Here is a 25675-nt window from a genome sequence, read left to right as displayed (position 1 = left end):
TGCAACTGATAGCAGGAGGTTTTTGACATCATCCATTAAAGACCCTGTGACATTTTTATATCTAAACGGGGGGAAGGATGTCATTGTAAACCTTAAAGTAGTAAAAATTTATGCCGATAATAATATAAAAAGGGCTGTTGAGGATTTTAACCTTGATAAATACAATAAAAAAGAATTGTTACCAAAAAAGTATCCTATTAATAACAATCCTGCTCCTTATATTTGGTGGAGATAGTCTGGCGCAAAACAAGAAAAATATATATGAAGTTTATGTGGAAAAAGCACCTAAAGGGGTTAAGACAACTTTTCATGTATGGGCGTATACCGAAGATGAGGCAAAAGAGCACCTTTCTCTAAATGGGTGGAAAATCTTAAATGTAAAAAAGTTTAACCCGCCTGCGCTCAATGAGGAATCAAAAAATAACACTAACAACATCGATAACAGCAATAGCATGCTTCAAGGCACTGAGGATGCTACTTCTCACAACATGTCACAAAATTTTAACACTAACTTTAAAAACATAAATTTTGTCGCTGACATTTACTTTGAATCAGGAAAATACAACACTGATTTTTCAAAATTTGATAATTTAACTTTTTCAAATAACAAGATTTATCTCATTTACGGCTATACGGACAGTCTTCCTGTAAAACCAAATGATTATTTTAAAACAAATTATGAGCTGTCTATACTACGTGCTCTTGAAGTGAAAAAATATTTAATTGAAAAAAAAGGGCTCAAAGATGAAAACCTGAAAATAGCGGGTTTTGGAGAATTTTATCCAAAAAAAGACAACACATTTAATGGAAGTCCTGTTAACAGACGGGTGGAAATTTATGAATACAAATGAAACCTTGGATTTTGAAAAATTTTATAATATCGGAATATCTGACTTTTATGAGCTTGCTGCATCCATTATGGATGACTTTAATTTTATTTTTCATAGAAATATAAAAGAATTACCTGAAAAAAGAAGGGTTGAGCTCTGGCTGTCCAAAAAAAATGAATCCGACAAAGCTCTGGTGTGGATAGAGATAACCAATTCAGGCTCAGATATTTCCAAAGATGTACCAATAGAAGTCTTAAGAGCAATGAACGATGAAAATCTGACAAAGCTTTTTTTCTTCACAAATGGTGGTATATCGGAAGATAATCTTGATATCCTGGACGGAAAAAATCATTTTATATTTACTCCATCTGAAATTATAGAGACTGTCAGCGTAATTAAGACAAAATCGGAAAACAAAGAAACCAGGGTAAAAAGAAAAAAGGTAAAAGTCCCGAGCGGATTTATATTAATTAAAAATTATCTGGAATCACATAAACAGGAAATAAAACATATTGTTTTAAAATTGGAACATATCTCCTCTTATGCTAATAAAACGCTGATTAAAGTAGAACAAACACTAAAAACCCTGGATTCTATCGAAGATATTAACAAAATCTCAGTAGAAGAAAGGGATAAATTGAAAAAACTTCAATATGCACTTTTGCCGGAGCTTGTTAAGATTTCGTCTGTTCAGCTTCCCCCTGAAGTCGACCAAGCAAAAGAGATTCTTTTTGATACCCTCAAAAATTGTATACTTTATATTGGTGCTTTGGCAGAATATGAAGCGGAAGAGGATGTAGAAAAATATAAAAATAATCTGATAACAAATCTTGATAATTTAAAACAAATAGATGAAATTGTAGATAATTATAAAAAAAGACAGATAAAAAATACTTATATAAGCTCAACAAAACTAATAGCTATTTCTATTATCATTATCCTGGTTGCTGCTATAATATACTTTAACATAAGGTGAAAAATGGATAGTTGTAGAGAGATACTCAATTTTATTGAAAATATAGTTATAGAAATTGACAGTAACTATAAAATACAATACGCAAACTATCCTGTAAAATCGCTCACTGGAAAAACTTCAGAGCAGTTATTAGGGAAAAAATGTTACTCTACCCTTTTCGGTCTAACAAACCCATGCGAAAATTGCCAACTTAAAGATTTGATTGACAATAAACTTCCTAAAATGATTACTCACGATGTATTGACACATAGAGGATTCAGAAAAATATATTCTGCTCAATTTAGTAAAACTACCACGAATAGCTATATAGAAATTTTAAATGACATAACTGAAAACAAAAAAATGATGGATAAATTAAATCATCACCTTAAAGAGCTCAAAGCAAAAAATGTGATGCTAAACCTTCAAAAAAGGGAAACCGAAAAGAAGCGAATATTTCTTGAAAAGATTCTTAACAGCACTGAAGAAGGATTGATGGTTATTGACAATAATTTTAACGTAATCACAAGCAATTATAAAATTAAAACATTAACTAAATATAAAGATAAAAATATTGAAAAATGTTATAATATTTACGGTTTTAATAACCAATGCCCCGAATGCCCTTTCAAAGATAAAAAAACAGTTAAGTCTGCAAGAAAAATTAAAGATAAGCATTTAACAGTAAATTTTAACCTTTTTGATGAATATGTTGTAGAGAGTGTAAGAGATACCACAAAAGAGATATATTTGCTTGATGAGATTAAAAAGCAGCAAATTGATTTAAAAGAGAAACAACATCAGATGAAAATCCTTAATGAAGACTTACTAAAAATGAATGCCAAACTGCAGGAAGCTCAAAAACTTATTGATGATGAATTAAGACAAGTCGGTGAAATACAGACAAGTCTTTTACCGGAAAAATTACCTGACATAGAAGGATTTGACTTTGGTGCATTCTATACACCTGCAGAGCAAGCTGGCGGTGACTATTACGATTGTATAAAAATGAGCAATGGCTATTACGGGTTTACGGTAGCTGATGTATCAGGACATGGAATACCTGCGGCAGTTATAATGGCAATCACAAGAGCAATAATGAGATCATACACCTATGATGTCATTTCCTCTTCCGAAGCCCTTGCTATGGTTAATGAAATACTTTGTGATAATATTTATACCACTGACTTTGTTACAATGTTTTACCTTGTAATGAACTCAAATACCTCCGAGTGCAATTTTGCCAGTGCAGGTCATAATCCATTACTATTTTTTGATAAAAGTGAAATGACTGTTAAAAGACTTACTGCATCCGGACTCTTCTTGGGAACATTTGAAGATGTAGAGTATGAAGAGGGGAATGTCAAAATCGATACCGGTGATATCCTTTTTATGTACACCGACGGCCTGGTAGAGGCTATGAACAAATCAAGTGAACAATATGGCTACGATAGATTAATTTCTAAGTTAATTATGTTTCAAAATGAAAAATGCTGTGTTATAATAGATAATATAATGAAAGATTTAAAAGAATTCACTGAAGGCAGACCCTTCGATGATGATATTACTATATTTGTTATAAAAAAGGAGGATTAAATGTTTGATATCCAAGAAAAGAATGGAAAAACTGTTGTTTATTTGAAGGGTGAAATCAATGCACAATCTGGGTTGGAACTAAAAAACAAGGTTTTAGGAGTTTTCAAAACAAAAGATTTCGCTGCTCTCTCTTTTAAAGGGGTCGTCTATATGAACAGCTCTGGATTAAGAGAAATTATCGATTTATTAAAACAAAGCAGAAAAGATAAAAAAGAGCTTGCACTTTGCGAAATGTCAAAAGATATCAGGGATATGTTCGCATTTACTGGACTTGATAAAGTTTTTAAAATTCACGATAGCGAGTCTGCTGCATTGGGGTAAACAATGAATATTTCATTTAAAAAAGAGTCAGGTAAACTAAAAATTTTAATGACTCAAGAGCCTGATACTAAAGATTTTGAGTCTTTAGCTAATATTTATAATGAAAATAAGCCTGTTAAGGAAGTTATCCTTGACCTGAAAAACTGTTTCTACATACAAAGTAAAGACCTGGCTCAACTTATTGCTTTTAAAAAAGTTCTAATGAAAGATGATGTCAGGCTAGTTTTGACAAACGTTATGGAAAGTGTTTTACAAATACTTGAAATAACTAACCTTTTATCTCAATTTCAAATAGAAAGAGATTACTCATCTTATAGCAGTGATGAACTGATTGAATCTTTTTTCAATCCTGAGATTGCAGATGAAGTTTCAGATTTTATTGCACAAAACTATAACGAAGATTTCAAGAATAAGCTTTTTGAAGCACTAAAGACTGACGACCCGGTAATATTGGAGTATGCACTAATTACACTCGGAAAAGTGCATGAAGAAGCTGTGGAAAAACTTATCCCTGAGTTTATGAACTTTGAGGTCGCAAATGTTCAAAAAGCCTCCATTTTGGTCGCCGGATGGCTCGGGCTTGATGATTTGAAAGATAAGATTTATGAATATCTTAAAAGTGAATTTATCGATGTCGCAGAAGCTGCTGCTGCATCAATATCACTTTTAAGTGATGATAATGATGCTGATAAGCTAAAAGAGCTTTTACTAAGTCCTGATGAAAGACTTAGAAAAATTGCTGCTAAATCTCTGTCACTTATCAATGATGACAAATCATTTGGTTACCTGTTAGAGGCCATCAAAAAAGAAAAAAATCCTGCTGTAAAAAGCATAATGGTCAAGTGTCTTTCATTTTTTAATAAAATTGAAGTGGCAGACATTTTAATAGACTTGCTTAAAGATGTATCAGAAGAGATAAGGGAATCTGCTGCAGCATCATTGTCAAGAATCAACGCCACCGATAAAGTTGATAAAATAATGGAATATACCAACGATAAAGATGAAATGGTATCATTTTTTGCAATAAAAACACTTGGCAATATTTGTAGAGATTTCAAATGTGCCGATAAATTAATGCATCTGTATCCTGGCTCAACCACAAGGGTTAAGGTGGCTATTTTAGAAGCTCTGGGCAAGATTGGTGCAGATGTAATCGATTTTTTATACCAACTTCTTGAAGAGGAGAATGAAGATTTAAGAAAAGAATCATTAAACTCACTCTACCTTCTAAACAAAGAGATGGCTATTAGTGCAGCAAAAGAGATGTTATTGAAAGACGATAGCTGGATTGTTAGGTTTAAGGCTGCAGAAATACTTGAAACTTTATCTTTGAGTGAAACTGCAAATATCTTTAAACAGGCTCTTGAGAAAGAAACTAACAGATACGTAAAAGATAAACTTGCAGGGTTGGTTGGTGAGTTATGATTGGGGCAGGCACTATAAAACTGAAAGATGATGAGTTTGCCGAGCTTTCAGATATAATTTACAAACACTCTGGAATTACGTTTAGCGCTACAAAGAAATATCTTCTTGAAAACAGACTCTCAAGAAGGATACAAGAGCTTAATTTTAACTCATTCAAAGATTATATCTACTATCTCAAGTATGATATTAAAAAAATGCAGGAAATGATAACCCTGTTAAACCTTGTTACAATTAATGAAACCTATTTCCTTAGGGAAAGACCGCAAATGGATTATCTTGTAAATAAAGTGATTCCTGAGCTTATTTCCAATGGAAAGAGAAGTATTAAGATATGGTCTGCAGCATCATCAACAGGTGAGGAGCCATATTCTATTGCAATCTTACTAAAAGAATCGGGGCTTCTTGGAAAAATAAGGGTTGATATTTTTGCATCCGATATCAATACTGAAGTCCTTGAAACTGCCAAAAAAGGTGAATATCGGACGGTTTCTTTCAGAGGGGTACCACCAGCCATAATCAATAAATATTTTGAGAAAGATGGCTTTATCTACAAACTTTCTCCCGAAATAAAGAGTATGGTAACCTTTTTTAAAGCAAATCTTGTAGAAAGGATGGCTTCATCAAGAGTTGGCACTGCGGATGTTATTTTTTGTAGGAATGTGCTCATATATTTTGATATACCTGCCAAGCAAAAGGTTATGGAAATGTTTTACAGTACACTTGCACCAAACGGATTTTTATTTTTAGGTCATTCAGAAACATTAAACAAAATTACCGACAAATTTAAAATGTTAAACTTTGGCGGTGGAATTGTTTACATAAAGGAGTAAAAATGGGATAGGCCCAATTGATTTACAACATGTTGTTGGTAAAATAAGTATTGTTGAAAAAGTTCAGGATGTAATGGACAAGAATGTTTTCAACAAACAACAGATTTTGACCAATGAAGTTGGGGTTAAACTAAAACAAGAAAACGAGGTTGTAGTCCAAACCGAACATGCTCAGACAAAAACCATAGACAAAAAGGAAAAGAAAGATTCTTATAAGCAAAAAAATAAAGATGGCAAGAAAGACAAAAACTACAAAAGAAAAAAATTTGTCGAAGAGGAGCATGGACAAATAATCGACTTTAAAGGATAGCTTATGATAGTAATAAAAATAAGAGCACTTTACGAAAATGATATCAAAACTCATTACGGCAACATAATCAAAATTGGAAATAATGAAATTGTTGTTAACATCAAAACAAAAGAGATAGATGAAAATTTTATTAGAGTTTGGGCAACATTCTCTGAAAACAATCAGCTCAATATCTTTGAAGTTGAGAATGTAAAGCTCGACAACAATACCTTGACATTAAAGGGGCTTAAAAAAGTAGATTTTGACTCCGAAAGAGAATACAACAGGATAGATTATAAAGGTATATTTAAGATAAAAAAGGTTGAACCGGGTGAAAAGCGTAAGTATGTAATCCTATCTGAAAATAATACATTCGCATCCAAAAGCTCTCTTGCCCAAAAGGTAAAAAATGTTATTCCAAATGAAAGTCTTAATAATCAGCTTGTCCTTAAATTTTTACTCGAAATGAACAACAAGCTTGATGATATTATTACTCTGCTCAAAGATAACGAAATCTCGACAGACCTAATATCGGTGAATGCAGTTGATATCAGCGGCGGCGGTCTAAGCTTTTTTTCAAAAGAGATTTTTAATGAAAATGACACAATTTACCTTGAAGGTGAAATCGCCGAATCTTATTATAAAATCAAGCTGTCTGTTTTATGCAAAATCGTAAGCATAATAAAAACACCAAAAGGCTTTATTTATGGGGCAAATTACGATAACATTGACAGAGAGATAAGGGAAGAAATCGTAAAATTTATTTTTGAAAAAGAGAGAGAGTTGATAAAAGGGTCGAAAAACAGATGAATCTTTCCCTATTTTTAATTCTGCTCTTTTTACTTGTAGGGATAAACTACTTAATTATTTTTTACTTAATATCAAAGATTAACAGGCTCAATAAATTTATTTATAAAAATAATCTTAACGAATTGCCTCTGATAATTGAGCAGTTGAAAGAATTAATTATTGAGAGCGAGCGTGTTTCCGAAAATCTTGATACGGAAATCACAAGAAAGGAAAACTTACTTGAAGATTTGAGTGTATTAGTTGATGAAAAACTTAATAAATATGCCTCAATAACAAGCACAAACAAGGAAGAAAAAAAATTAAGTGAAAAGATAAAAGATTTATACAACAAAGGATTAAGTCCTATTGAGATTGCTAAGGAGCTTTGTGTATCAGTTACTGAAGTCAATCTCGTTATAAAAATGAAACAATGAACACTATAAATAATATAAACAACTTAACTTTAAATCTTAAAAATTCCGATTTAAATTTAAAGATAGGGGATAAGGTAGCAATCAATGTCCTCAAAGCCATTTCCAAAGACCTTTTTCTCATTAATATAAAAGGAAAACTTTTAAATGCTGCTTTTAAAAGCCAGCCTACCCTTTCAAGATATTTTGGGGAAGTAGCCTCCACTGAACCTTTTTTGGAAATAAAGTTATTAAATCAAGAAACGGAAAGTTTAAATGTTTTGAAAAAGTTCCTCGTTAATTTTGATAAAAACCTTATAAAAAATACACTTTTCAAATTTGATGGCAACGATTTGAAAAGCTTAAATAAAGAAGAGTTTAAAAAACTTATCAAAAACTCGGGGCTTAATTTTGAGGCAAAATTGCTGCATGATGAAAATATTGATGATGATTTAAAAACTGTAGCCTATAAAGCAGGTGACGCACAAACAGTTGACAGCATAACAAAACTGCAAGTAACAACAATTTTAAATCAGGCACTCTTTTATACCTTCTCAGCCAAAGATTTTGACATTAAGGACGGAGAAATAATCTTTAAAAAAGGAGAAAAATCTAACTCCATTTACATTAAGGCTAACTTTTCCGAGTTAAAAGATGTCGTAATATTTTTGACAGAAACAAAAGGAACTATTTTCGGCACGGTGAAAACTTCAATAGATATATCAAGTTTTGTTAACGCATTAAATTTGCCGGGCCTTAAGTTAAAATGGGAAAAACTCAATGACGCCGATGTTACAAAATTTGACATATTCAAATCAGCTCTTTCAAGGATTGGAAATCTTCAAATATATGCTTAAGTTATAAATATTGATAACTTTCAACCTCAAATATTTTGTTGATTTATGCCCCAAATATGTTAAATATTTTTTAATCTTTTAAGGAGGATGAGATGCATAAGATATATTTAGACGCAAAAGAGATGCCTACGCAATGGTATAATATTCTGGCTGACTTGCCCACACCGATGGAGCCACCTATCAGCCCTTTTACGGGTAAGCCCGTAACTCTTGACGAACTGAAAGCAATTTTCCCGCCTGCATTAATCGAACAGGAAATGTCTTCGGAAAGGTGGATAGATATTCCTGAAAAAGTACTTGATATACTCTCAATCTGGAGACCAACCCCACTAATTAGAGCAAAGAGGCTCGAAGAGGCATTGGGTACACCAGCAAAAATATATTTCAAGTATGAAGGTGTATCCCCAGCAGGAAGCCACAAACCAAACACAGCGGTTGCTCAGGCCTATTACAATAAAATTTCAGGAATTAACAGACTTACTACTGAAACGGGCGCCGGCCAATGGGGGAGCGCACTGTCTGTTGCCTGTAAAATGTTTGATATGAGTTGCCGTGTTTACATGGTAAAAGTAAGTTTTCACCAAAAACCATACAGAAAGTCATTTATGCATATGTTTGGTGCGGAAGTAATCCCAAGTCCGTCTGAGTTTACCAATTCAGGCCGTGCCATTTTGGAAAAAAATCCAAATTCAAACGGAAGTCTTGGTATTGCAATCAGTGAAGCCGTGGAAGAGGCTGCCGGAAGAGAAGATACAAACTATGCTCTTGGAAGTGTACTAAACCATGTGCTTCTTCATCAAACAGTTATAGGACTTGAGGCTAAGAAACAGCTTGAAAAAGTCGGCGATTATCCCGACAAAGTATTTGCCTCTTGCGGTGGCGGCTCAAATTTTGGTGGGATTGCATTCCCATTTGTCAGAGATAAAATTGTAGAAGATAAAAACGTAGAATGTGTGGCTGTTGAGCCAGCAAGCTGCCCTACCCTTACAAAAGGCGTATTTGCTTATGATTACGGTGATGTAGCTAAATTGACACCTATTATGAAAATGTTTACTTTAGGTCATGATTTTGAACCACCTGCTATCCATGCAGGAGGCCTTAGATATCACGGAGATTCACCTATTGTTAGCAAACTTTATAAAGATGGGCTTATAAATGCCGAAAGCGTATTGCAATCTGAAGTATTTCAATATGGGATGTTATTTGCTCAGACAGAAGGGATAGTCCCCGCTCCGGAATCTTCACACGCAATTGCTGCTACTGTAAAAGAAGCCTTAAAATGTAAAGAGGAAGGGAAAGAAAAAACACTCCTGTTTTGCTTGAGCGGTCATGGTTTCTTTGATATGGGAAGTTATGACGCTTACCTTGACGGCAAACTGGTTGACTTTGAATATCCTGAAGAAGAGATTAAAAAATCTATGGAAAATCTCCCAAAGATTTAACAAAAGGCCTCCAAAAGAGGCCTTTTTTATTCTACCGTAACACTTTTTGCAAGGTTTCTCGGCTGGTCTACATCAAGACCAAGCTCTGCCGAAATATGATAAGCAAGCAGCTGAATAACAATAGAGTTTAAAAACACCGAAAGCTCTTCAACGGCTGCAGGCAATTTAATGCAATACTCGGTAAACTTTTCTACATCCTTATTCCCCTCTGTGACAGTTGCAATTACAATTCCGTCCCTTGCCTTTACCTCTTGAATATTTGCAAGGACTTTATCATAAACCTTAGAATCAGTAGCAATTATGAATACCGGCATATTTTTATCAATTAAGGCAATAGGTCCATGCTTCATCTCACCTGCCGGATAACCCTCCGCATGAATATAACTAATCTCCTTTAGTTTTAAAGCACCTTCGAGTGCAATTGGGTAGTTTACATTTCTGCCAAGATATAAAAAGCTTGGGAAACTTTTGAAATCCTTTGCCATCTCTTCAATATGGCTATCAAGCTTTAATGCCTCTTCCATCTTTTCAGGCAATTTCACAATCTCAGTTAAAATATTTCTTATTTCTACATGATTTAGAGTTTGTTTTTCCTGAGCAAAATATAAGGCAAGCATAAGAAGAGCAATGACTTGGGTGGTAAAAGCTTTAGTAGAAGCTACACCGATTTCTGGCCCGGCGTGCGTGAAAAATGTCGCGTCTGACTCTCTTGGAATTGTTGACCCAATTACGTTACAAATCGATAAGATGCCAGCCCCTCTACTTTTAGCTAACCTCATAGCGGCAATCGTATCGGCTGTTTCCCCTGATTGACTTATTGCGATAAATAAAGTTTCTTCATCAATTATAGTATCTCTATACCTGTATTCGGATGCAATATCCACTTCAACAGGAATTTTAGCGAATTTTTCAATATAAAATTTACCGACAAGACCGGCATGCCAACTAGTCCCACACGCTACAATATTAACCCTTCTATATTTTTTAATATCTATACTTTTTAACTCATCTAAAAGAAGCTCACCATTTTCAAGTGAATACTTCCCTCTAATTGTATCAATTATGGCTCTTGGCTGCTCAAAGATTTCTTTTTGCATAAAGTGTCGGTAACCAGCCTTTTCAGCCATTACAGGGTTAATATCTACAATTTTGACTTCTCTATCAGTCTTTTTCCCCTCAAAATCATAACATGTCACAGAATTTTTTGTAAGTATGGCTATGTCATTCTCTTCAAGAAAGATAAATTTGTTTGTGTAACTGATAAGTGCAGGAATATCACTTGCTGCAAAATTTTCCCCGTCAGAAATGCCTATAACCAATGGGCTGTCATGCCTTGCCAAAATAATTTTATCCGGCTCATTGACCGAAATTACTGCCAAAGCAAATGAGCCTTTAATTTGTTTGACAGACACCTTTACAGCTTCAAATATGTCATCTTTGTAATTTGAATGAATAAGGTGAGCTATTACTTCTGTATCCGTTTCAGATTCAAATTTATACCCTTTATCAGCCAAATTCCTCTTTATATCAAGGTAATTTTCTATAATTCCGTTGTGGACGAGTGATATACCAAATGAAGAATGGGGATGAGCATTTTCATAGGAAGGTTTACCGTGAGTTGCCCATCTTGTATGACCAATTCCAATATTTGAAACCGGTTTTTTTTCATCTAACATATTCTTTAGATTAATAAGTTTGCCTACACTTCTATAAACATCAATTTTATCCTTATTAATTACTGCAATCCCGGCAGAATCATACCCTCTATATTCAAGCTTTGTCAGACCATCTATCAAAACATTAGGAGCATTTTTAGAGCCAATATACGCAACAATTCCGCACATTATTCACCCCTCATCTTCATCTTTTTAGCACGCCATTTTTCCACCCAACCTTCGATATTCTTTTGCTCAGCCCTTGTCACAGCCAATGCTCCGTCAGGAACATCCTTAGTAATAGTAGAGCCAGCTCCAATCAATGAGTTTGAGCCTATTTTAACAGGTGCCACAAATTGGACATCACTACCAACAAATACATTATCTCCGATAATTGTTTTATGCTTGGAAATACCATCGTAATTACAAGTAATTGTACCACAACCTACATTTACATTTTCACCAATTTCACAATCTCCAAGATATGTCAGGTGACTTGCTTTAGAGCCCTTTCCAATCAAGGCTTTTTTTGTTTCCACAAAATTACCTATTTTGTTTTCTCCAAGAAGTTTTGTCCCGGGCCTTAATTGTGCCATAGGTCCTACCGAAGATTTTGCCCCGACAAATGATTCAGTTATAAAGGAATTATCCTTAATCTCCACATCATCCTCTATTACCGAATCGACAATATGAACACCCGGATAAATCTTACATCTTAGGCCTATCTCAGTTTTACCAAACAGATACACATTTGGATATATTACCGTATCAATACCTATTTTAACATCTTCATCAATATAGCAATTTTCAAAATCCAGTATTTGTACGCCGTTTTTCATATGCTCTATCGCCATTCTTTTCCAAATCACCTTTGATGCGACAGATAATTGATATTTATCATTAATCCCTATAAACTCCTGCTCATCGTCAGCCATATATACATCAGCCCCGCTTTTGACTATATCTGTAAGATAATATTCCCCTTGAGCATTTTCATTTGTAAGCATGCTTAATCTTTCAAGTAGTATTTTGGAATTTACGAGGTAAACACCTGTATTGATTTCATTTACTTTTTTCTCATTGTCGTTGGAATCCTTTTCTTCTACAATCTTTAAGACCTTTTTATCCGCCCCGCGAATAACTCTTCCATAACCTGTCGGATTTTGAACCTTAACAGAAATAAAACTAACTTTGCTACCTTTGGCTGAATCAATAAACTTAACCAAAGTTTCATGTTTAACAAGCGGCATATCGCCACACAATACCAAAATATTTTGCTCTTTACCTTCTATTTTATCTCTTGCACACATTAGAGCGTGCCCTGTCCCTTTTTGCTCGGTTTGCTCAACAAAAACAACACCTTTATCTTTTAAATGGGCTCTTACAAGCTCACTCTGATTACCTACGATTACAACTATCTCTTCCGGGTTTAGTTTTTTTGCTTCATCCACTACATAATCAATCATAGGTTTTCCGGCAACTTCAAATAGTACTTTAGGCTTCTCAGACTTCATTCTTGTCCCTTTTCCTGCGGCAAGGATAACTACTTTAAGACTCATATTCACCTCTTGTTAAAAATTTCTTCGATTTTTTTAAATCTGTAATCAAAAATGCTCTTTAGCCTCTTAGCAATTAACATTTTATCCAAAAAATTAAAAGTAACAATATAATGAACCTCATCGCTCATTAAAGTCGAGCCATCATCAAGCTCTTTAAAAAAATGTTTATGATGCCAAAATTTATACGGTCCAAATCGTTGTTCATCAACAAAAAAATAAGGCTTATTTACATAAGTAATCTCAGTAATCCATTTAAATGGGATATTTAATATTGGAGAAACTTTATATTCTATAATTAATCCCTCATACATATCATCCGGCACCACTGAAATAATTTCAAAATTAAGCCAATCTGGGGTAATTACCGGCAGGTTGGAAGGGGATGAAAAATAATCCCAAACCTCATTAATTCCTGCATTAATTTTTTGCTCTCTATACAGTCTATTTAGCTTCAAGCCTTTTTTCCCATTCGTAAGCTGTTTTACATATCAGCTCCAAGTCATTATATTTAGGGTTAAATTTTAATTTACTAACAATCTTTTTATTATCTGCCACAAGCTCAGCCGGATCCCCTGCCCTTCTACCAGTAATTTCTACTTTAAAATTAACCCCCGTAACCTTTTTCATAGTGTTTAATACTTCAAGGACAGAATAACCCCTTGAATAACCACAATTAAATATATCGCTATCATTATCATCAAGATAATCAAGTGCAAGCAGATGTGCTGAAGCCAAATCATCTACATGAATATAATCTCTGATGCAGCTGCCATCCGGCGTATCATAATCTGTTCCAAAAACCAAAATTTTATCCCTCTTACCTGTCGCTGCTTCTGCCGCAACTTTAATCAAGTGGGTAGCATCTTTTGTGGATTGGCCTATTCGCCCTCCCACATCAGCCCCCGCAACATTAAAATATCTTAAAATAACATACTTGAAACCTTTATGTGCATAAGATGCATCCTTAAGGATATTTTCGCTCATTAATTTACTCATTCCGTATGGATTGATAGGGACTGTAGGGCATTCTTCGTTGATAGGGATATATTTTTTATCAGGCTCACCGTAAGTGGCGGCAGTTGAAGAAAATATAAATTTTTTAACTCCACTTTCTACTGCACATTTTATAAGATTTGCAGTATTGGCGGTATTGTTTAGGTAATATTTTAAAGGGTTTACCACACTTTCAGGTACAATAAGGCTTGCAGCAAAATGAATAATTGCGTCAAACTGTTCTTTTTTCATAAAGTCTGCAACAAAATCCCAGTCAGAAAGGTCTGCCTCCACAAATCTTCCGTAAAGTATAGACTCCCTAAATCCTGTCACAAGATTATCAAGGACTACAATCTCATGTTTGGTATAATCTCCAAGCTGTTTTACCACATGACTGCCAATATATCCTGCTCCGCCCGTTACCAAAATTTTCACACCTACCCCCTTGGCTTTACTAAATGTTTATCAATAATTATCTTTGTTGAAGAATTTGCCACATTTAACAAAATAGCAACCCTCTCTTGAGAGCTTAATGAATATAAATACTGTGCTGACAGCCCCTTAAAAGGCCCATCTATTATCTCAAGCTGCTCACCCTTTTCAAACTTTTTGTCATTTTCAAAAAAGATATAACCATCTTCATTTTCAGCACTTTTTAAAGAATCAATAAAATTCTCATCTATTACAGAATAGTCCCCTTTGTAGTTGCCCAATATTTTTTTTACACCCCTCGTAAAGCGAACAAGAGACAACTTTTCCTCATCTATTTTCAAAAAGAAATAACAAGGGAAAAGGTCTTGATATTTCTCTACCTTTTTACCATTAATGACTTTAACATATTTTAGCTTCGGAGAATAAATTTCGTATTCACCATTAAGTCTGCTCAAATGAATTGCTACTACTTTGAAACAATTAGGTTTATAATAAATACAGTACCAATTCATTTATTAACCCTTATGACAATTCTTACAGGTATCAAGGTCAGCATGGTATCCATCTTTTGGCCACTCATTATGACAATCAAAACATCTGTCTCCACAGCCGTTGTCATTTGAAGGGACAATAGAAATATTTTTTGCAGGGTCGTGACACTTTATACATGATTCCAGTGAGCGGTGCTCGGCAGAGCCTTTTAATACCGGATGGCAAGTCATACAATCACCTGCGCAACCGGCGTAACTGTCAGACGTCAATAATACAAAGCCTATAATTCCCACAAATACTGCTGCACAAAGTCCAAATAAAGCTCCCCTTTTTCCGTGAGACATACACTCTCCCCTTTATAACGTAACAAATTTTCAGTAAATAGCTTATCGCATTTTTTAATTATTTTTTCAACCAGCTTTCCATATCTATTATTTAAAACATTCAAATTTACACCTTCAATTAACCTCAGCCCAAATATCAAATCCTCTTTTAGAAGCTCAACTTTTTCTTCTATAACCTCAAAGTCTGTAAGGGAAGGAGTTTCCAAAAATTCAGTTACACTTTTAGGAAAAGAAAATCTAACCCTCTTATCACCTTTAATAAGCATCGAGCTTGCTCCCGCACCAATTCCCAAATATTCTTTCATTTCCCAGTAAAGCCTGTTATGGATACTTTCAAAGCCTTCTTTGGCAAAATTTGAAATCTCATACTTTTTGTATGAATTCTCTTGCAGCATCTCTTTAATTTTTAAAAATTGACTTTCTTCCACTTCAAGATGTTGCGGTAAAAAATCCGTGTCAAAGCTATATGAATATGCAGAAATATGCTCAGGATTTATTCTTATTATCGTATCCAAAGAATCGATAATTATTGCAGGCTCAATTTTTGGTATGTCAAATATAATATCGATATTTAAGGCAGTGTTTGGCAAAATTTTATTCACTAAATTTACTGCTCTAATTACATCTGATTTTGTATGTACCCTTCCCAAAAATTTTAATACTTCGTCATCCATACTTTGAACACCCATGCTTATTCTGGAAACAGAATACGATTTAAAAACATCCAAATGTTCTTTAGTAAGACTTTCAGGGTTTGCTTCGATAGTAAATTCAGCAATTTTATCCCAAAAAACAGTCTTTGAAAGATTCAGCAAAAATTTATCAAATAATCTCCAAGAAATAGATGTAGGGGTGCCACCACCAATATAAATCGTAGAAAAATCTTTAATCTCAAAGATATTAATATATTCTATTACTTTTTTCAGATACTTCTCTACAAGAGAATCTGAGTAATCTGTTTGAGAGAAGAATCCGCAGTATTTGCACTTGCTTTTGCAAAAAGGTATATGTATATAGAGTCCTTTCATTGTTTACAAATACATTATGTTTTGATATTTTAAAATAGAATTTTTAAAGGTGGAAAATTGAAAAAGTTAAAAAGGATTTGGCTATATTTTAGGCCACATAAAATCAAATTACTGCTCTCTATTTTATTTTCTCTAACCGTTGCTGGAACAACTGGAGCAACAGCGTACATCATAAAACCAGCACTAGATGGAATCTTTATTAACAAAGATAAAGAAAAGTTGATGTTTATCCCATTATTATTAATAGGAATTTATACCCTTAAAGGTGTTTCTAGATTTTTTCAAAACTATTTACTAAGGAAAACCGGGCAGAAAGTCATACAAGCTATTAGAAACGACTTGTTGGAAAAAATCATAATACTACCCATGAAGTTTTTTTCCAAAAACCCAACAGGTATGCTAATGTCAAGAATTACAAATGATATATATGTTATTCAAGATGCTATTCCATCTGCTATTTCTCTTCTAAGAGAAAGTATTACTATCGTAGTATTAGCTGGTGTAGTACTAAATCAAGAATTAATATTAGGCTCTATTGCAATCTTTATTGTTCCATTTTTGATTTATCCCATAGTTTATTTGGGCAAAAAAGTAAAAAAATATAGCAAGCGTGGCCAGGAAAAAATGGGCGATATTTCAAGCCTGTTACAAGAGATATTCAGTGGCATAAAAGTCGTTAAAGCATTTACAAACGAAGAAAAAGAAAAAGAAAAGTTTAAAAAAGTTAATGATAAATTTGTAAATGATCAAATTAAAATGATCATTTATGATGAAATAAGCTCACCACTACTAGAGTTTTTTGGAGCATTAGGGATCGCATTTATTGTATATTATGGAGGACAACAAGTCCTAAACGGTAGCACTACACCAGGCACATTTTTTTCTTTTCTTGCGGCTCTAGCACTCATGTATGAACCATTTAAAAGGTTAAATAGGGCCAACAGTAAAGTACAAGCTGCAATTGGTGCAGCTGAAAGGGTCTTTGGACTTATGGATATAAATAACGAGATCTTAGAAAAAGACGGTTATTTGGAGTGTAAAGCTCAAGGCAAGGAAATCACTTTCAAAAATGTTTATTTTAAATATGAAGACGATGAAGATTTTATACTAAAAGAAATTAATTTAAATTTAAAGCCTGGAACTACTGTTGCACTTGTCGGCTCTAGCGGAGCAGGTAAAAGCACATTGGTAAATCTATTACCGAGATTTTACGATGTTACAGATGGCTCCATATGTATTGGAGGCACGGACATAAGAAACTTTAAAATTCATTCCCTGCGGAGAAATATAGGTATTGTTTCCCAAGAACCATTTCTTTTCAACGATAGCATAAAAAATAACATAGCGTATGGATTAGACAATGTTTTAGAGGAAGATATTATAATGGCTGCAAAAGCAGCATATGCCCATGATTTTATATTAGACTTGCCTTACGGTTACAATACTTTTATTGGAGAAAGAGGAGTAAGACTTTCCGGGGGACAAAGGCAAAGGATAACTATTGCTAGAGCCTTGCTCAAAAATCCACCCATATTAATACTTGATGAGGCTACCAGTGCTCTTGATACTGAGTCAGAAAAAATTGTTCAAAAGGCATTAGAGAATCTAATGAAAGGAAGAACAAGTTTTGTTATTGCTCATAGGTTATCTACTATTTTAAATGCTGACATGATTGTTGTTTTAAAAAATGGAAAAATAGAAGCTACAGGTAAACATAAAGACTTGATATCTATTTCCTCTACATACAAAACATTATACGATATGCAATTTAAAAATGGATAGTCGATGAAAATTTTGCATGTTGACACAGGCAAAGAGTGGAGAGGCGGACAGAGGCAAGCTTTACTGCTTCATAAAGGGCTTTTGGAAAATGGATTTGAAAGCTACCTGGCTGCCAACAGTAAAGGTGAATTGATTAATAAATATGATAAAAATATTTTACCTTTTGATTTTAAAGGGGAAGTTAATCCTCTCAGTATTTTAAATCTAACGAAAATTATTAATAAAATAAAACCTGATATCGTACATTCACATGATGCTCATTCGTTAACGCCTCTTGTTATTATAAAAATGCTCGGAAAAGATTTTAAGCTGCTGCATACAAGGCGAGTTGATTTCTCGATAAAGAAAAATATTTTTAGTGCAATCAAGTATACAAATAAATATGTTGATAAAGTTATTGCCATATCAGAAGCAGTAAAAAATATATTAATAAATGACGGTGTTGATAACAGTAAAATTGAAGTTATTTATAGTGGTGTTGAGTTTAAAAACCCAGATGATTATAACTGTCCGGAAGATTTAAAAAAAATATTGGAAGGATATTTTGTTATTGGCTGTATTGCAAATTTTGCCGATCATAAGGATCATAAAACACTGATAAAAGCTTTTGATAAAGCTTACGAAGAAAATAAAAAAATTAAACTTTTGTTAGTTGGTGACGGGCCACTCTTTAATGAAGTAGTTGATTTCGCAAAAACTTTACCATGTTTTAGCAATATTATTTTTACCGGTTTTAGAGACGATGTATATTCCTGCTTGAAATGTATGGATGTTTTTGCTATGACATCAAAAGAGGAAGGGCTTTGTACATCTATTATAGACGCTTTAAGCTTTGGAATACCAGTGGTTGCTACAAAAGTCGGTGGGATACCTGAGATTGTAAAAGATGGAGTAAATGGATACCTTGCTGAGGTTAAAAATAGTTCAAAAATAGCAGAACTTTTTTTGTACTCTTTAGATAGTAAATTTAATAAAAATAATTTAATTTATTCAGTAAAAGAATTTAGTTTTGAAAAAATGACCTTTAATTATAAAAAAATTTACAAAAGAATTATGGGATAAAATGAAAAAAATTGCATATTTAATGGGAAATTTTGGAATTGGTGGAGCAGAGGTTTCAACGCTAACTCTTTTAAACGGGTTCGTTAAATTAGGTTATTTAGTTGACTTAGTCCTTGCTTATGGCAGTAAAGTTGAATGGGATAAGCAATGTGATTTTAATATTATTAAATTGCAACTTGATAAATACAAAAAACATCCTTTAAGACATATTATTTTAAAGAATAAGTTGAATAATTTTTTTGAAATAAGTAAATATGATGCAATATTAACAGCGCAAACATCAAAAAGTTGGGAAAAAATTCTTAATCAATTAGATAAGAAATACAATATCTCCTATATAATTAGAAATTCATTTACAAAAAAAAGAATAGATAGAAACGATAGCTTATTTTTGAAAAATATTAAAAGGAAGTATTTAGCTAATACTTATAAGGGTAAGAATATAATATGTGTATCAAAGGGAGTTTATAATGATTTGGTAAAAAATATTGGTATAAAATCAGAGAGTATCATAACAATATATAATCCTTTTGATACTGACTATATTTTAAATAAGTCTGAAGAGCATTTTAATCTTCCTGTTGATGACCACATTATACATGTTGGTAGGTTTGATATTAAACACAAAAGACAAGATATTTTATTAAAGGCATATGAAAAAGCAAATTTAAAAGAGAAATTAATACTTTTAGGTGAAGGCAGTGGTCAACAATATTTGGAAAAGTTGATTGATGAATTACAATTAAATGGTAAAGTAATTTTGCATCCTATGGTCACTAATCCCTACCCTTTAATTAAAAATGCAAAACTTTTGGTTTTAAGTTCAGACTTCGAAGGATTGCCAAGAGTTTTGATTGAAGCTTTGATATTGAAAACGCCTGTAGTTAGTACAAATTGTGATAGTGGACCAAGTGAAATTTTGACTGGTGAACTTGCCAATTTTTTAGTTCCTACAAGAGATGTAGATGCATTGGCTGAGAAAATGAAGCAAGCATTAAGAAATTATCCTGAAATAAAAGATGAACACATTAAAAAATTTGAGCAATTAAATGTTTGTGGACAATATATAGAATTTTTAGGAATTAATAAGTGAAACTTTCGGCAACAATTATAACTTTTAATGAAGAAGACAATTTAGACAGATGCCTTAAATCTTTGGATTTTGTTGATGAAATTATCGTAGTTGACTCCGAAAGCACTGATAAGACAATAGAAATAGCCAAAAAATATACTGATAAGGTGTATATTAATAAGTTTGAAGGGTATGGACAGCAAAAAAATTTTGCCTCTAATTTAGCAAAAAATGATATCATATTTTCAATTGATGCTGATGAAGAAGTTTCGGTAGAGCTAAAAAAATATCTGTTAGAGCATGTAGATGATATTTTCTCCCAGGGTTATTCCGCTGTTGCAACCCCAAGGCGGACCTTTTATCTTGGTAAATTCATTAAAAACAGCGGTTGGTATCCTGATTATAAAATAAGGATTTATGACAAAAATGTCTGCTTTTGGGATGATAAATCGGTGCATGAATCATTAGTCTGCGGAGAAAAAATATTTTACATCCCTAAAAATTGTGACCTTTATCACTATTCATATAAAAATATTGAAGACCACATTAATAAAATGAATAAGTACACAACAATTTTAGGAAAAGAAAAAAGTAAACTGAGTAATCTAAGTATACTTCTAAATTTATTTATTAAACCACCTTTAAAGTTTATAAAAATGTATTTTTTAAAAGGTGGGATTTTTGAAGGTTACAGAGGGCTTATTATTGCCATTTTAGGCAGTTTTTATGAAGCATTAAAATACATAAAGGCTTGGGAGCATAAAAATGGTTGAATATTTTATGTACATTTTTAGTTTGTCGCATTTTATATCAATAAGTGCAACACAAATAGCATTTGGGATTCTTTTGTTATTTTTTATAAAGGATATTATCAAAGGGAATAAAAATATCTTTTCAGATAAAATTGTTATATTATTCATATTATTTGTTGCATGGACAACATTATCAAAATTTGTAAACTATGAAAATTTTAGTAGTATAAGTAAACTAATAAAAAAATCTTTTAGCTGGTGGCACTACCTGATATTTTTTGTGACATGGTATTTCTTTGAAGAAAAAAAACTTAAGCCTTTTAATACTTTTAAATTCTTAATGTTCGGAGCTTTTTTATCCTCATGCTATGCGATATATGAAATAATAAATAAAATAACCCATAGAGCAGATGGCTTTTTTACTCACGCACTAACATATGGTAATACCATTTCATTAATAGTTATTTTAGTTTTTGTCATACTAATAACTAAAACATATACGACAAAAATAGAATTGTATTCTTACATATTACTATTTATACTATATTTTACTTCTTTAATATTAACTCTTTCAAGAGGCCCGATACTTTTTACAACAATCACTTTATTGGTAATACTTGTACTAAAATATAAATCAAAAGGCATAATATTTTCTTTAATTATAATATTAATTTTCACCAGCCTGATATTTACTAATACTAATTTAAAAAATCGATTCAATGATTTCTTTAATAATTCGTACAACGTCTCAAATACTTCATTTGGCACCAGAGTTGTATTATGGAAAAGCTCTCTTGAAATAATTAGGGATAACCCTATTTTTGGAATAGGCAACAATATAAAAAAATATTTTGATCAATATATAGACGTGCCGGTGAGCTCAAAGGCTCACTCCCATAACTCATACTTAACATTGGCCGTTTATTATGGGGTACCCGCTTTATTAATACTAATGGCAATATTAGGTATGTTATTATATAGATTTTACAATTCTGATGACCAATTTACTAAATTGGCAGGATTAGGTATAACAATTGCCTACATGCTTGATGGGTTAACAGAAAATAATTTTGGCGACTCGGAAGTATTAATGCTTTTTTGCTTTCTGATAGGAATATTATATTCATTAAACTCAAATAAAAACTATATTGATGCTTTAAATGAATAATTGGTTGGTTTTAAAGGATATTAAATGGGGAAAAAAATTATTCTTTTTATAAGGGCTTTTTCAAGGTATGGTGGTGTAGAGAGCTTTTGTTATAGATTCTATCAGTTTTTGGTAGAAAAAGGGTATGAAGTCAAAGTGGTATGTGGTGAAAATAAAACTGATATCAAGAATAAAAATATCATTGAATTAGGTTTATGGAGACCAGGTAGGTTTTTGAAGACCTTAAGTTATTATTTAAAAGCATCAAAGATTGCAAAATATAGTGAAAATTCTTTGAACATAGCTCTTACAAAAGTTAACTACTGTCATGTAATTAGAGCTGGGAGTGGATCTCATTTGGATTTTTTAATGAACTCTTTAAAAGGGTATAGAGGTTATAGTAAGTTTAAAAAGATGCTGAAAAGACTTTTTTCACCTGTAAATTATATTACTGTATTTATTGAGAAAAAAATGTATAGAAATAATCCTAATTTAAAGTTAGTTGTTTTTCAATCAAATATGGCAAAAAAAGAATTTTTAAATAGGTATAATTTAACAAATTTGAATTATAAAATTATTCCGAATAGCGTAAATAAAAATATTTTTAAGTTAATGCATGATATCTCTAATTCTTTTTATGAAAAATATAGTCTATCAAAAGATAAAATTTATGTTGGTTTTGCTGCCTCAAATTTCGAGTTAAAGGGTTTGATTTATTTAATAGAAGCTATTAAATATTTGCCTGATAATGTAGAATTATTAATTGCAGGTAATAGAAATCCTAAAAAATATATAGAAAAAGCCAAGCAACTTAAAATAGAAAATAGAGTTCATTTTTTAGGTAAGATTAAAGATATGAATGAGTTTTACAATGTTTTAAGTGTTTTTTGCTTGCCTACATTTTATGACACATGTGCAAATGTTGTATTAGAATCTTTAGCTGCTGGCACTCCAGTTATTACTACAACAAACAATGGAGCTCAGGACTTTGTTAATGAAGGAAAAAATGGTTATTTAATAACTGTGGAAGAATTAAGTGGTAAAGAACTTTCTATTTACCTAAAAAAAGCAATGTGCATTAAAAAGGAACATATTAATAAAAATAGTACTTTATTCTCTGATAAAGATATATTTAATAATTATTTAAATGTTATAAAGGAACTTGCATGAAAACTCTTATAATTCAGTTGTACCAAATTGGAGATGTCGTACTGACAACACAAATACCAAGAGAAATTAAGAGAAAATATCCAGATTCAGAAATTCATTTTTTAACTACTCCAATGTGTAATGCAATACTTAAATATGATAAAAATATTGATAAAATATTGAGTATTAAAAGAGATAAAAATCCTTTACAAACTTTAAAGCTAATTAAAGATATAAGAAAAGAAAAATATGACTACATTCTGGATTTTCAGAATAATCCCCGCACTATGTGGATATCTCTTTTATCAAAAGCCAAGTATAGAGTTACTTATTCATATACAAAAAGAAAACTTGCCTATAACAAGCTTATCGAACCACTTAAAGGGACTGCAACAGAAATAAAATGCTCTTTACTCAAATCTTTAGGTATTAATGAGTATAATATTAGGCCGGTAATATATCCAGGTGAAAAAGAAATCGAAAAAGTAAAGCAATATCTAAAAAACAACAATATTGAAGACTTTGTAGTTATTTCTCCCACTCACAAAGGGGATACCAGAAGATGGACTTTGGATAATTATATTAAACTGGCAGAATATATTCATATGAAAACTGGTTTTAAAATAATTTTTTCATATGGACCTAATGAAGATAGTTATTTAGATAAAATTAAAAAACACAAACTATACAACAGTGTTTTTTTTACCAACGCTTTTTCATTATCAGAATTTGTGGCAATATTAAGTTTATCAAGATTTCACTCTGGCAATGACTCATCCCCTTTTCATATGGCAGTAGCATTAAACAAGCCATCTTTTGTTATACTTGGCGCTTCAAGTGAAGGTTGGATTTTTCCTTCCAATGAATATAGATGGGTTAGAAAAAACCTTGAATGTCAACCTTGTAAAAGCAATAAATGTAAATATGGTGATAATATTCCATGTTTACATGATTTCAGTTTTGATGAAATAAAAGATGATTTTAATAATTTTTTACAAGAGGTTATAGGTGTTTAAAAGTGTACCTGTTTTATGCTACCATAAAGTTTCTTATGCAGGGGGGATAACCCCTGAAAGATTTACAGAGCACCTTGAGTATCTTCAAAACAATGGTTTTGAAACCATCTCAGCAGAACTGTTATACAATTTTATGTCAAATAACGTTAAATTACCTAAAAAGCCTGTTGTAATCACATTTGATGACTGTTCCCTAGATAACTGGGTGTATGCAATCCCTTTGCTTAATAAATATAATTTCAGTGGTATTTTCTTTGCGATTACAAACTTTATAGGGGATGGGGAAAAAAGGGCTCAATTTCCAAATAAAAATTTGCCTGAAATTTTAGATGCTAAAACTTCATTTATAAATGTACTAAAAAATTCAGATAAAACACAATTTATGAATAAAAATGAAATTTACTCAGCAGTACATGATTTTGGACATGAAGTATATAGCCATTCCGTTAACCATCAAATGTGTTTTAAATCTATGAAATTAATTGGTAATTATCCTGAAAAATTTCATTGGGGAATTTATGGAATATACAACGAGGTAAAACAGGGAACAAAATACTTTGATAAAGGTTCTGCATATGCATATGATGGGTTTTGGCCTATTGAAGAAAATGGAAAAGTTATATTTAAAAAAAGAAATACAGATGAAAGATACCATTTTTGCCTCAAAGAATTCAAAGAAAGTAAAGAGTATCTGGAAAATATTCTAAACAAACCTATTGACTTTTTTTGTTGGCCTTGGGGGCATTTTGACAAAGTTTCTATGCAGGCATTAAAAGATTCGGGATATAAAGGAAGTTTTACCCTTGAAAGATTTCCTAATTCTTATGGAACCAATCCTTTTTACATAAACCGTATAGGGGTTAATGATAAAGATAATATAAAGTGGTTGAGTCAAAAGCTTAACATCTACTCAAACAAAATAACAGCTACAATCTTCTTTAAAAAGTTTAAGAAACAAAAAGAATTAAATAAAATTTTGTTTATTACGGATTCTAATAAATATTCCTCAGGATGAATTCGTCAATTAAGCTATAACATCGAATCACTGTACAATTGTGGTTTAGATATCTATTTAATAAGCAAAAAAAATGCTGAAATTAATAATATAGTTTCAGGGTTTTGTAAGAATATTTACCACGCTGATTTTAAATATAAAATTCTAGCTGCTCTTGGTTTATTGAATGTACTAAAAAAAGAACATATCGATATCATTCACACTTATCATAACGGTGGCCATAAACTTGGTTTTTGGCTAACATTATTAAATTTAAAAAAGAACAAACTCTTTATAAATAGAGGGGTACTAAGTAAGCCAAATAACCTTTTCTACTATATTAACCCTATTATTGACTCCTTTACATGCAATTCCTTAGCGTGCGTAAATGTTTTAAAGAGTAGATTTATAAAAAGTTCTAAAATAAATTTAATTTATAACCATATAAGAACCA

The 25675-nt window shown here is 32.1% G+C and carries 27 protein-coding genes; 20 read left to right on the top strand and 7 right to left on the bottom strand.

Annotated features, from left to right (window positions below; translation table 11 throughout):
* The first annotated feature begins 22 nt into the window (after positions 1-22).
* The 12 genes from LF845_RS06400 (at position 23) to LF845_RS06345 (ending at position 9744) form a co-directional block, all read left to right on the top strand.
* Complete coding sequence (locus tag LF845_RS06400) at positions 23-235, top strand: hypothetical protein (RefSeq protein ID WP_242820177.1); 213 nt, start codon at positions 23-25, stop codon at positions 233-235.
* Positions 236-272: 37 nt separating this feature from the next.
* On the top strand, positions 273-851 hold the full coding sequence (locus LF845_RS12015) for an OmpA/MotB family protein (RefSeq protein ID WP_242820176.1): 579 nt from the start codon (positions 273-275) through the stop codon (positions 849-851).
* A complete protein-coding gene (locus LF845_RS06390; protein ID WP_242820175.1) occupies positions 838-1806 on the top strand; it encodes a hypothetical protein in 969 nt (322 codons plus the stop codon). Before LF845_RS12015 ends, LF845_RS06390 begins: the two co-directional genes overlap by 14 nt.
* A gap of 3 nt (positions 1807-1809) precedes the next feature.
* On the top strand, positions 1810-3381 hold the full coding sequence (locus LF845_RS06385) for a SpoIIE family protein phosphatase (RefSeq protein ID WP_242820174.1): 1572 nt from the start codon (positions 1810-1812) through the stop codon (positions 3379-3381).
* Positions 3382-3702 (top strand): STAS domain-containing protein, encoded by a 321-nt coding sequence (locus tag LF845_RS06380; protein WP_242820173.1) that lies wholly within the window; start codon positions 3382-3384, stop codon positions 3700-3702.
* Positions 3703-3705: 3 nt separating this feature from the next.
* Entirely contained in the window at positions 3706-5127 is a 1422-nt protein-coding gene (locus LF845_RS06375; RefSeq protein ID WP_242820172.1) for a HEAT repeat domain-containing protein, read from the top strand.
* Entirely contained in the window at positions 5124-5957 is an 834-nt protein-coding gene (locus LF845_RS06370) for a CheR family methyltransferase (RefSeq protein WP_242820171.1), read from the top strand. Before LF845_RS06375 ends, LF845_RS06370 begins: the two co-directional genes overlap by 4 nt.
* Before the next feature lie 73 nt (positions 5958-6030).
* Positions 6031-6267, top strand: coding sequence for a hypothetical protein (locus tag LF845_RS06365; protein ID WP_242820170.1), 237 nt, complete (start codon positions 6031-6033; stop codon positions 6265-6267).
* 3 nt (positions 6268-6270) lie between these two features.
* Positions 6271-7056, top strand: a complete 786-nt coding sequence (locus tag LF845_RS06360) for a PilZ domain-containing protein (protein WP_242820169.1) — start codon at positions 6271-6273, stop codon at positions 7054-7056.
* Positions 7053-7469: a DUF6115 domain-containing protein gene (locus tag LF845_RS06355; protein ID WP_242820168.1), complete on the top strand. Its 417-nt coding sequence runs from the start codon at positions 7053-7055 to the stop codon at positions 7467-7469. Before LF845_RS06360 ends, LF845_RS06355 begins: the two co-directional genes overlap by 4 nt.
* Positions 7466-8302 carry a hypothetical protein gene (locus tag LF845_RS06350; RefSeq protein ID WP_242820167.1) on the top strand — a complete coding sequence of 279 codons (837 nt, stop codon included), beginning with the start codon at positions 7466-7468 and terminating at the stop codon, positions 8300-8302. Before LF845_RS06355 ends, LF845_RS06350 begins: the two co-directional genes overlap by 4 nt.
* 92 nt (positions 8303-8394) lie before the next feature.
* Positions 8395-9744 carry a TrpB-like pyridoxal phosphate-dependent enzyme gene (locus LF845_RS06345; RefSeq protein ID WP_242820166.1) on the top strand — a complete coding sequence of 450 codons (1350 nt, stop codon included), beginning with the start codon at positions 8395-8397 and terminating at the stop codon, positions 9742-9744.
* 26 nt (positions 9745-9770) lie between these two features.
* Here the strand turns inward: LF845_RS06345 and glmS are convergent, their stop codons facing one another.
* Genes glmS through hemW form a run of 7 tightly spaced genes read right to left on the bottom strand, consistent with a single transcriptional unit; the run spans position 9771 to position 16247 of the window.
* On the bottom strand, positions 9771-11588 hold the full coding sequence (gene glmS, locus LF845_RS06340) for a glutamine--fructose-6-phosphate transaminase (isomerizing) (protein ID WP_242820165.1): 1818 nt from the start codon (positions 11586-11588) through the stop codon (positions 9771-9773).
* Entirely contained in the window at positions 11588-12958 is a 1371-nt protein-coding gene (glmU, locus tag LF845_RS06335) for a bifunctional UDP-N-acetylglucosamine diphosphorylase/glucosamine-1-phosphate N-acetyltransferase GlmU (RefSeq protein WP_242820164.1), read from the bottom strand. Before glmU ends, glmS begins: the two co-directional genes overlap by 1 nt.
* Positions 12959-12960: 2 nt before the next feature.
* Entirely contained in the window at positions 12961-13413 is a 453-nt protein-coding gene (locus LF845_RS06330; RefSeq protein ID WP_242820163.1) for an SRPBCC family protein, read from the bottom strand.
* Positions 13400-14386: a UDP-glucose 4-epimerase GalE gene (galE, locus tag LF845_RS06325; protein ID WP_242820162.1), complete on the bottom strand. Its 987-nt coding sequence runs from the start codon at positions 14384-14386 to the stop codon at positions 13400-13402. Before galE ends, LF845_RS06330 begins: the two co-directional genes overlap by 14 nt.
* A 2-nt stretch (positions 14387-14388) precedes the next feature.
* The gene (gene nusG, locus LF845_RS06320; RefSeq protein WP_242820161.1) at positions 14389-14895 is read right to left on the bottom strand and encodes a transcription termination/antitermination protein NusG; all 507 of its coding nucleotides are present in this window, start codon (positions 14893-14895) and stop codon (positions 14389-14391) included.
* 3 nt (positions 14896-14898) lie between these two features.
* Positions 14899-15219, bottom strand: a complete 321-nt coding sequence (locus LF845_RS06315; RefSeq protein ID WP_242820160.1) for a hypothetical protein — start codon at positions 15217-15219, stop codon at positions 14899-14901.
* Complete coding sequence (gene hemW, locus LF845_RS06310; protein ID WP_242820159.1) at positions 15156-16247, bottom strand: radical SAM family heme chaperone HemW; 1092 nt, start codon at positions 16245-16247, stop codon at positions 15156-15158. The genes LF845_RS06315 and hemW overlap by 64 nt, the downstream gene beginning before the upstream one ends.
* 57 nt (positions 16248-16304) lie before the next feature.
* On the opposite strand from hemW, the gene LF845_RS06305 reads away from it, so the two are divergent.
* The 8 genes from LF845_RS06305 to LF845_RS06270 all read left to right on the top strand — a co-directional run bounded on the left by LF845_RS06305 (position 16305) and on the right by LF845_RS06270 (position 25242).
* A complete protein-coding gene (locus LF845_RS06305; RefSeq protein WP_242820158.1) occupies positions 16305-18029 on the top strand; it encodes an ABC transporter ATP-binding protein in 1725 nt (574 codons plus the stop codon).
* 3 nt (positions 18030-18032) lie between these two features.
* Positions 18033-19091, top strand: a complete 1059-nt coding sequence (locus LF845_RS06300; protein WP_242820157.1) for a glycosyltransferase — start codon at positions 18033-18035, stop codon at positions 19089-19091.
* Between the two features lies 1 nt (position 19092).
* On the top strand, positions 19093-20184 hold the full coding sequence (locus LF845_RS06295; protein ID WP_242820156.1) for a glycosyltransferase: 1092 nt from the start codon (positions 19093-19095) through the stop codon (positions 20182-20184).
* Complete coding sequence (locus LF845_RS06290; RefSeq protein WP_242820155.1) at positions 20181-20936, top strand: glycosyltransferase family 2 protein; 756 nt, start codon at positions 20181-20183, stop codon at positions 20934-20936. Before LF845_RS06295 ends, LF845_RS06290 begins: the two co-directional genes overlap by 4 nt.
* Positions 20929-22083 carry an O-antigen ligase family protein gene (locus LF845_RS06285; RefSeq protein WP_242820154.1) on the top strand — a complete coding sequence of 385 codons (1155 nt, stop codon included), beginning with the start codon at positions 20929-20931 and terminating at the stop codon, positions 22081-22083. Before LF845_RS06290 ends, LF845_RS06285 begins: the two co-directional genes overlap by 8 nt.
* 108 nt (positions 22084-22191) lie before the next feature.
* Positions 22192-23232 (top strand): glycosyltransferase family 4 protein, encoded by a 1041-nt coding sequence (locus LF845_RS06280; RefSeq protein WP_242820153.1) that lies wholly within the window; start codon positions 22192-22194, stop codon positions 23230-23232.
* Positions 23229-24227: a glycosyltransferase family 9 protein gene (locus LF845_RS06275; RefSeq protein ID WP_242820152.1), complete on the top strand. Its 999-nt coding sequence runs from the start codon at positions 23229-23231 to the stop codon at positions 24225-24227. Before LF845_RS06280 ends, LF845_RS06275 begins: the two co-directional genes overlap by 4 nt.
* Positions 24220-25242: a polysaccharide deacetylase family protein gene (locus tag LF845_RS06270; RefSeq protein ID WP_242820151.1), complete on the top strand. Its 1023-nt coding sequence runs from the start codon at positions 24220-24222 to the stop codon at positions 25240-25242. Before LF845_RS06275 ends, LF845_RS06270 begins: the two co-directional genes overlap by 8 nt.
* Positions 25243-25675: the final 433 nt, after the last annotated feature.

The organism is Deferrivibrio essentukiensis (genome assembly GCF_020480685.1).
In the GTDB taxonomy this organism is placed as follows: Bacteria; Chrysiogenota; Deferribacteres; order Deferribacterales; family Deferrivibrionaceae; genus Deferrivibrio; species Deferrivibrio essentukiensis.
This window is presented reverse-complemented; position numbering and strand designations above follow the sequence as displayed.

Coding starts and splice junctions, on each gene's coding strand:
- LF845_RS06390 (WP_242820175.1), top strand. CDS start 838: ATGAATACAAATGAAACCTTGGATTTTGAAAAATTTTATAATATCGGA.
- LF845_RS06385 (WP_242820174.1), top strand. CDS start 1,810: ATGGATAGTTGTAGAGAGATACTCAATTTTATTGAAAATATAGTTATA.
- LF845_RS06380 (WP_242820173.1), top strand. CDS start 3,382: ATGTTTGATATCCAAGAAAAGAATGGAAAAACTGTTGTTTATTTGAAG.
- LF845_RS06375 (WP_242820172.1), top strand. CDS start 3,706: ATGAATATTTCATTTAAAAAAGAGTCAGGTAAACTAAAAATTTTAATG.
- LF845_RS06370 (WP_242820171.1), top strand. CDS start 5,124: ATGATTGGGGCAGGCACTATAAAACTGAAAGATGATGAGTTTGCCGAG.
- LF845_RS06365 (WP_242820170.1), top strand. CDS start 6,031: ATGGACAAGAATGTTTTCAACAAACAACAGATTTTGACCAATGAAGTT.
- LF845_RS06360 (WP_242820169.1), top strand. CDS start 6,271: ATGATAGTAATAAAAATAAGAGCACTTTACGAAAATGATATCAAAACT.
- LF845_RS06355 (WP_242820168.1), top strand. CDS start 7,053: ATGAATCTTTCCCTATTTTTAATTCTGCTCTTTTTACTTGTAGGGATA.
- LF845_RS06350 (WP_242820167.1), top strand. CDS start 7,466: ATGAACACTATAAATAATATAAACAACTTAACTTTAAATCTTAAAAAT.
- LF845_RS06345 (WP_242820166.1), top strand. CDS start 8,395: ATGCATAAGATATATTTAGACGCAAAAGAGATGCCTACGCAATGGTAT.
- glmS (WP_242820165.1), bottom strand. CDS start 11,588: ATGTGCGGAATTGTTGCGTATATTGGCTCTAAAAATGCTCCTAATGTT.
- glmU (WP_242820164.1), bottom strand. CDS start 12,958: ATGAGTCTTAAAGTAGTTATCCTTGCCGCAGGAAAAGGGACAAGAATG.
- nusG (WP_242820161.1), bottom strand. CDS start 14,895: ATGAATTGGTACTGTATTTATTATAAACCTAATTGTTTCAAAGTAGTA.
- LF845_RS06315 (WP_242820160.1), bottom strand. CDS start 15,219: ATGTCTCACGGAAAAAGGGGAGCTTTATTTGGACTTTGTGCAGCAGTA.
- hemW (WP_242820159.1), bottom strand. CDS start 16,247: ATGAAAGGACTCTATATACATATACCTTTTTGCAAAAGCAAGTGCAAA.
- LF845_RS06300 (WP_242820157.1), top strand. CDS start 18,033: ATGAAAATTTTGCATGTTGACACAGGCAAAGAGTGGAGAGGCGGACAG.
- LF845_RS06295 (WP_242820156.1), top strand. CDS start 19,093: ATGAAAAAAATTGCATATTTAATGGGAAATTTTGGAATTGGTGGAGCA.
- LF845_RS06285 (WP_242820154.1), top strand. CDS start 20,929: ATGGTTGAATATTTTATGTACATTTTTAGTTTGTCGCATTTTATATCA.
- LF845_RS06275 (WP_242820152.1), top strand. CDS start 23,229: ATGAAAACTCTTATAATTCAGTTGTACCAAATTGGAGATGTCGTACTG.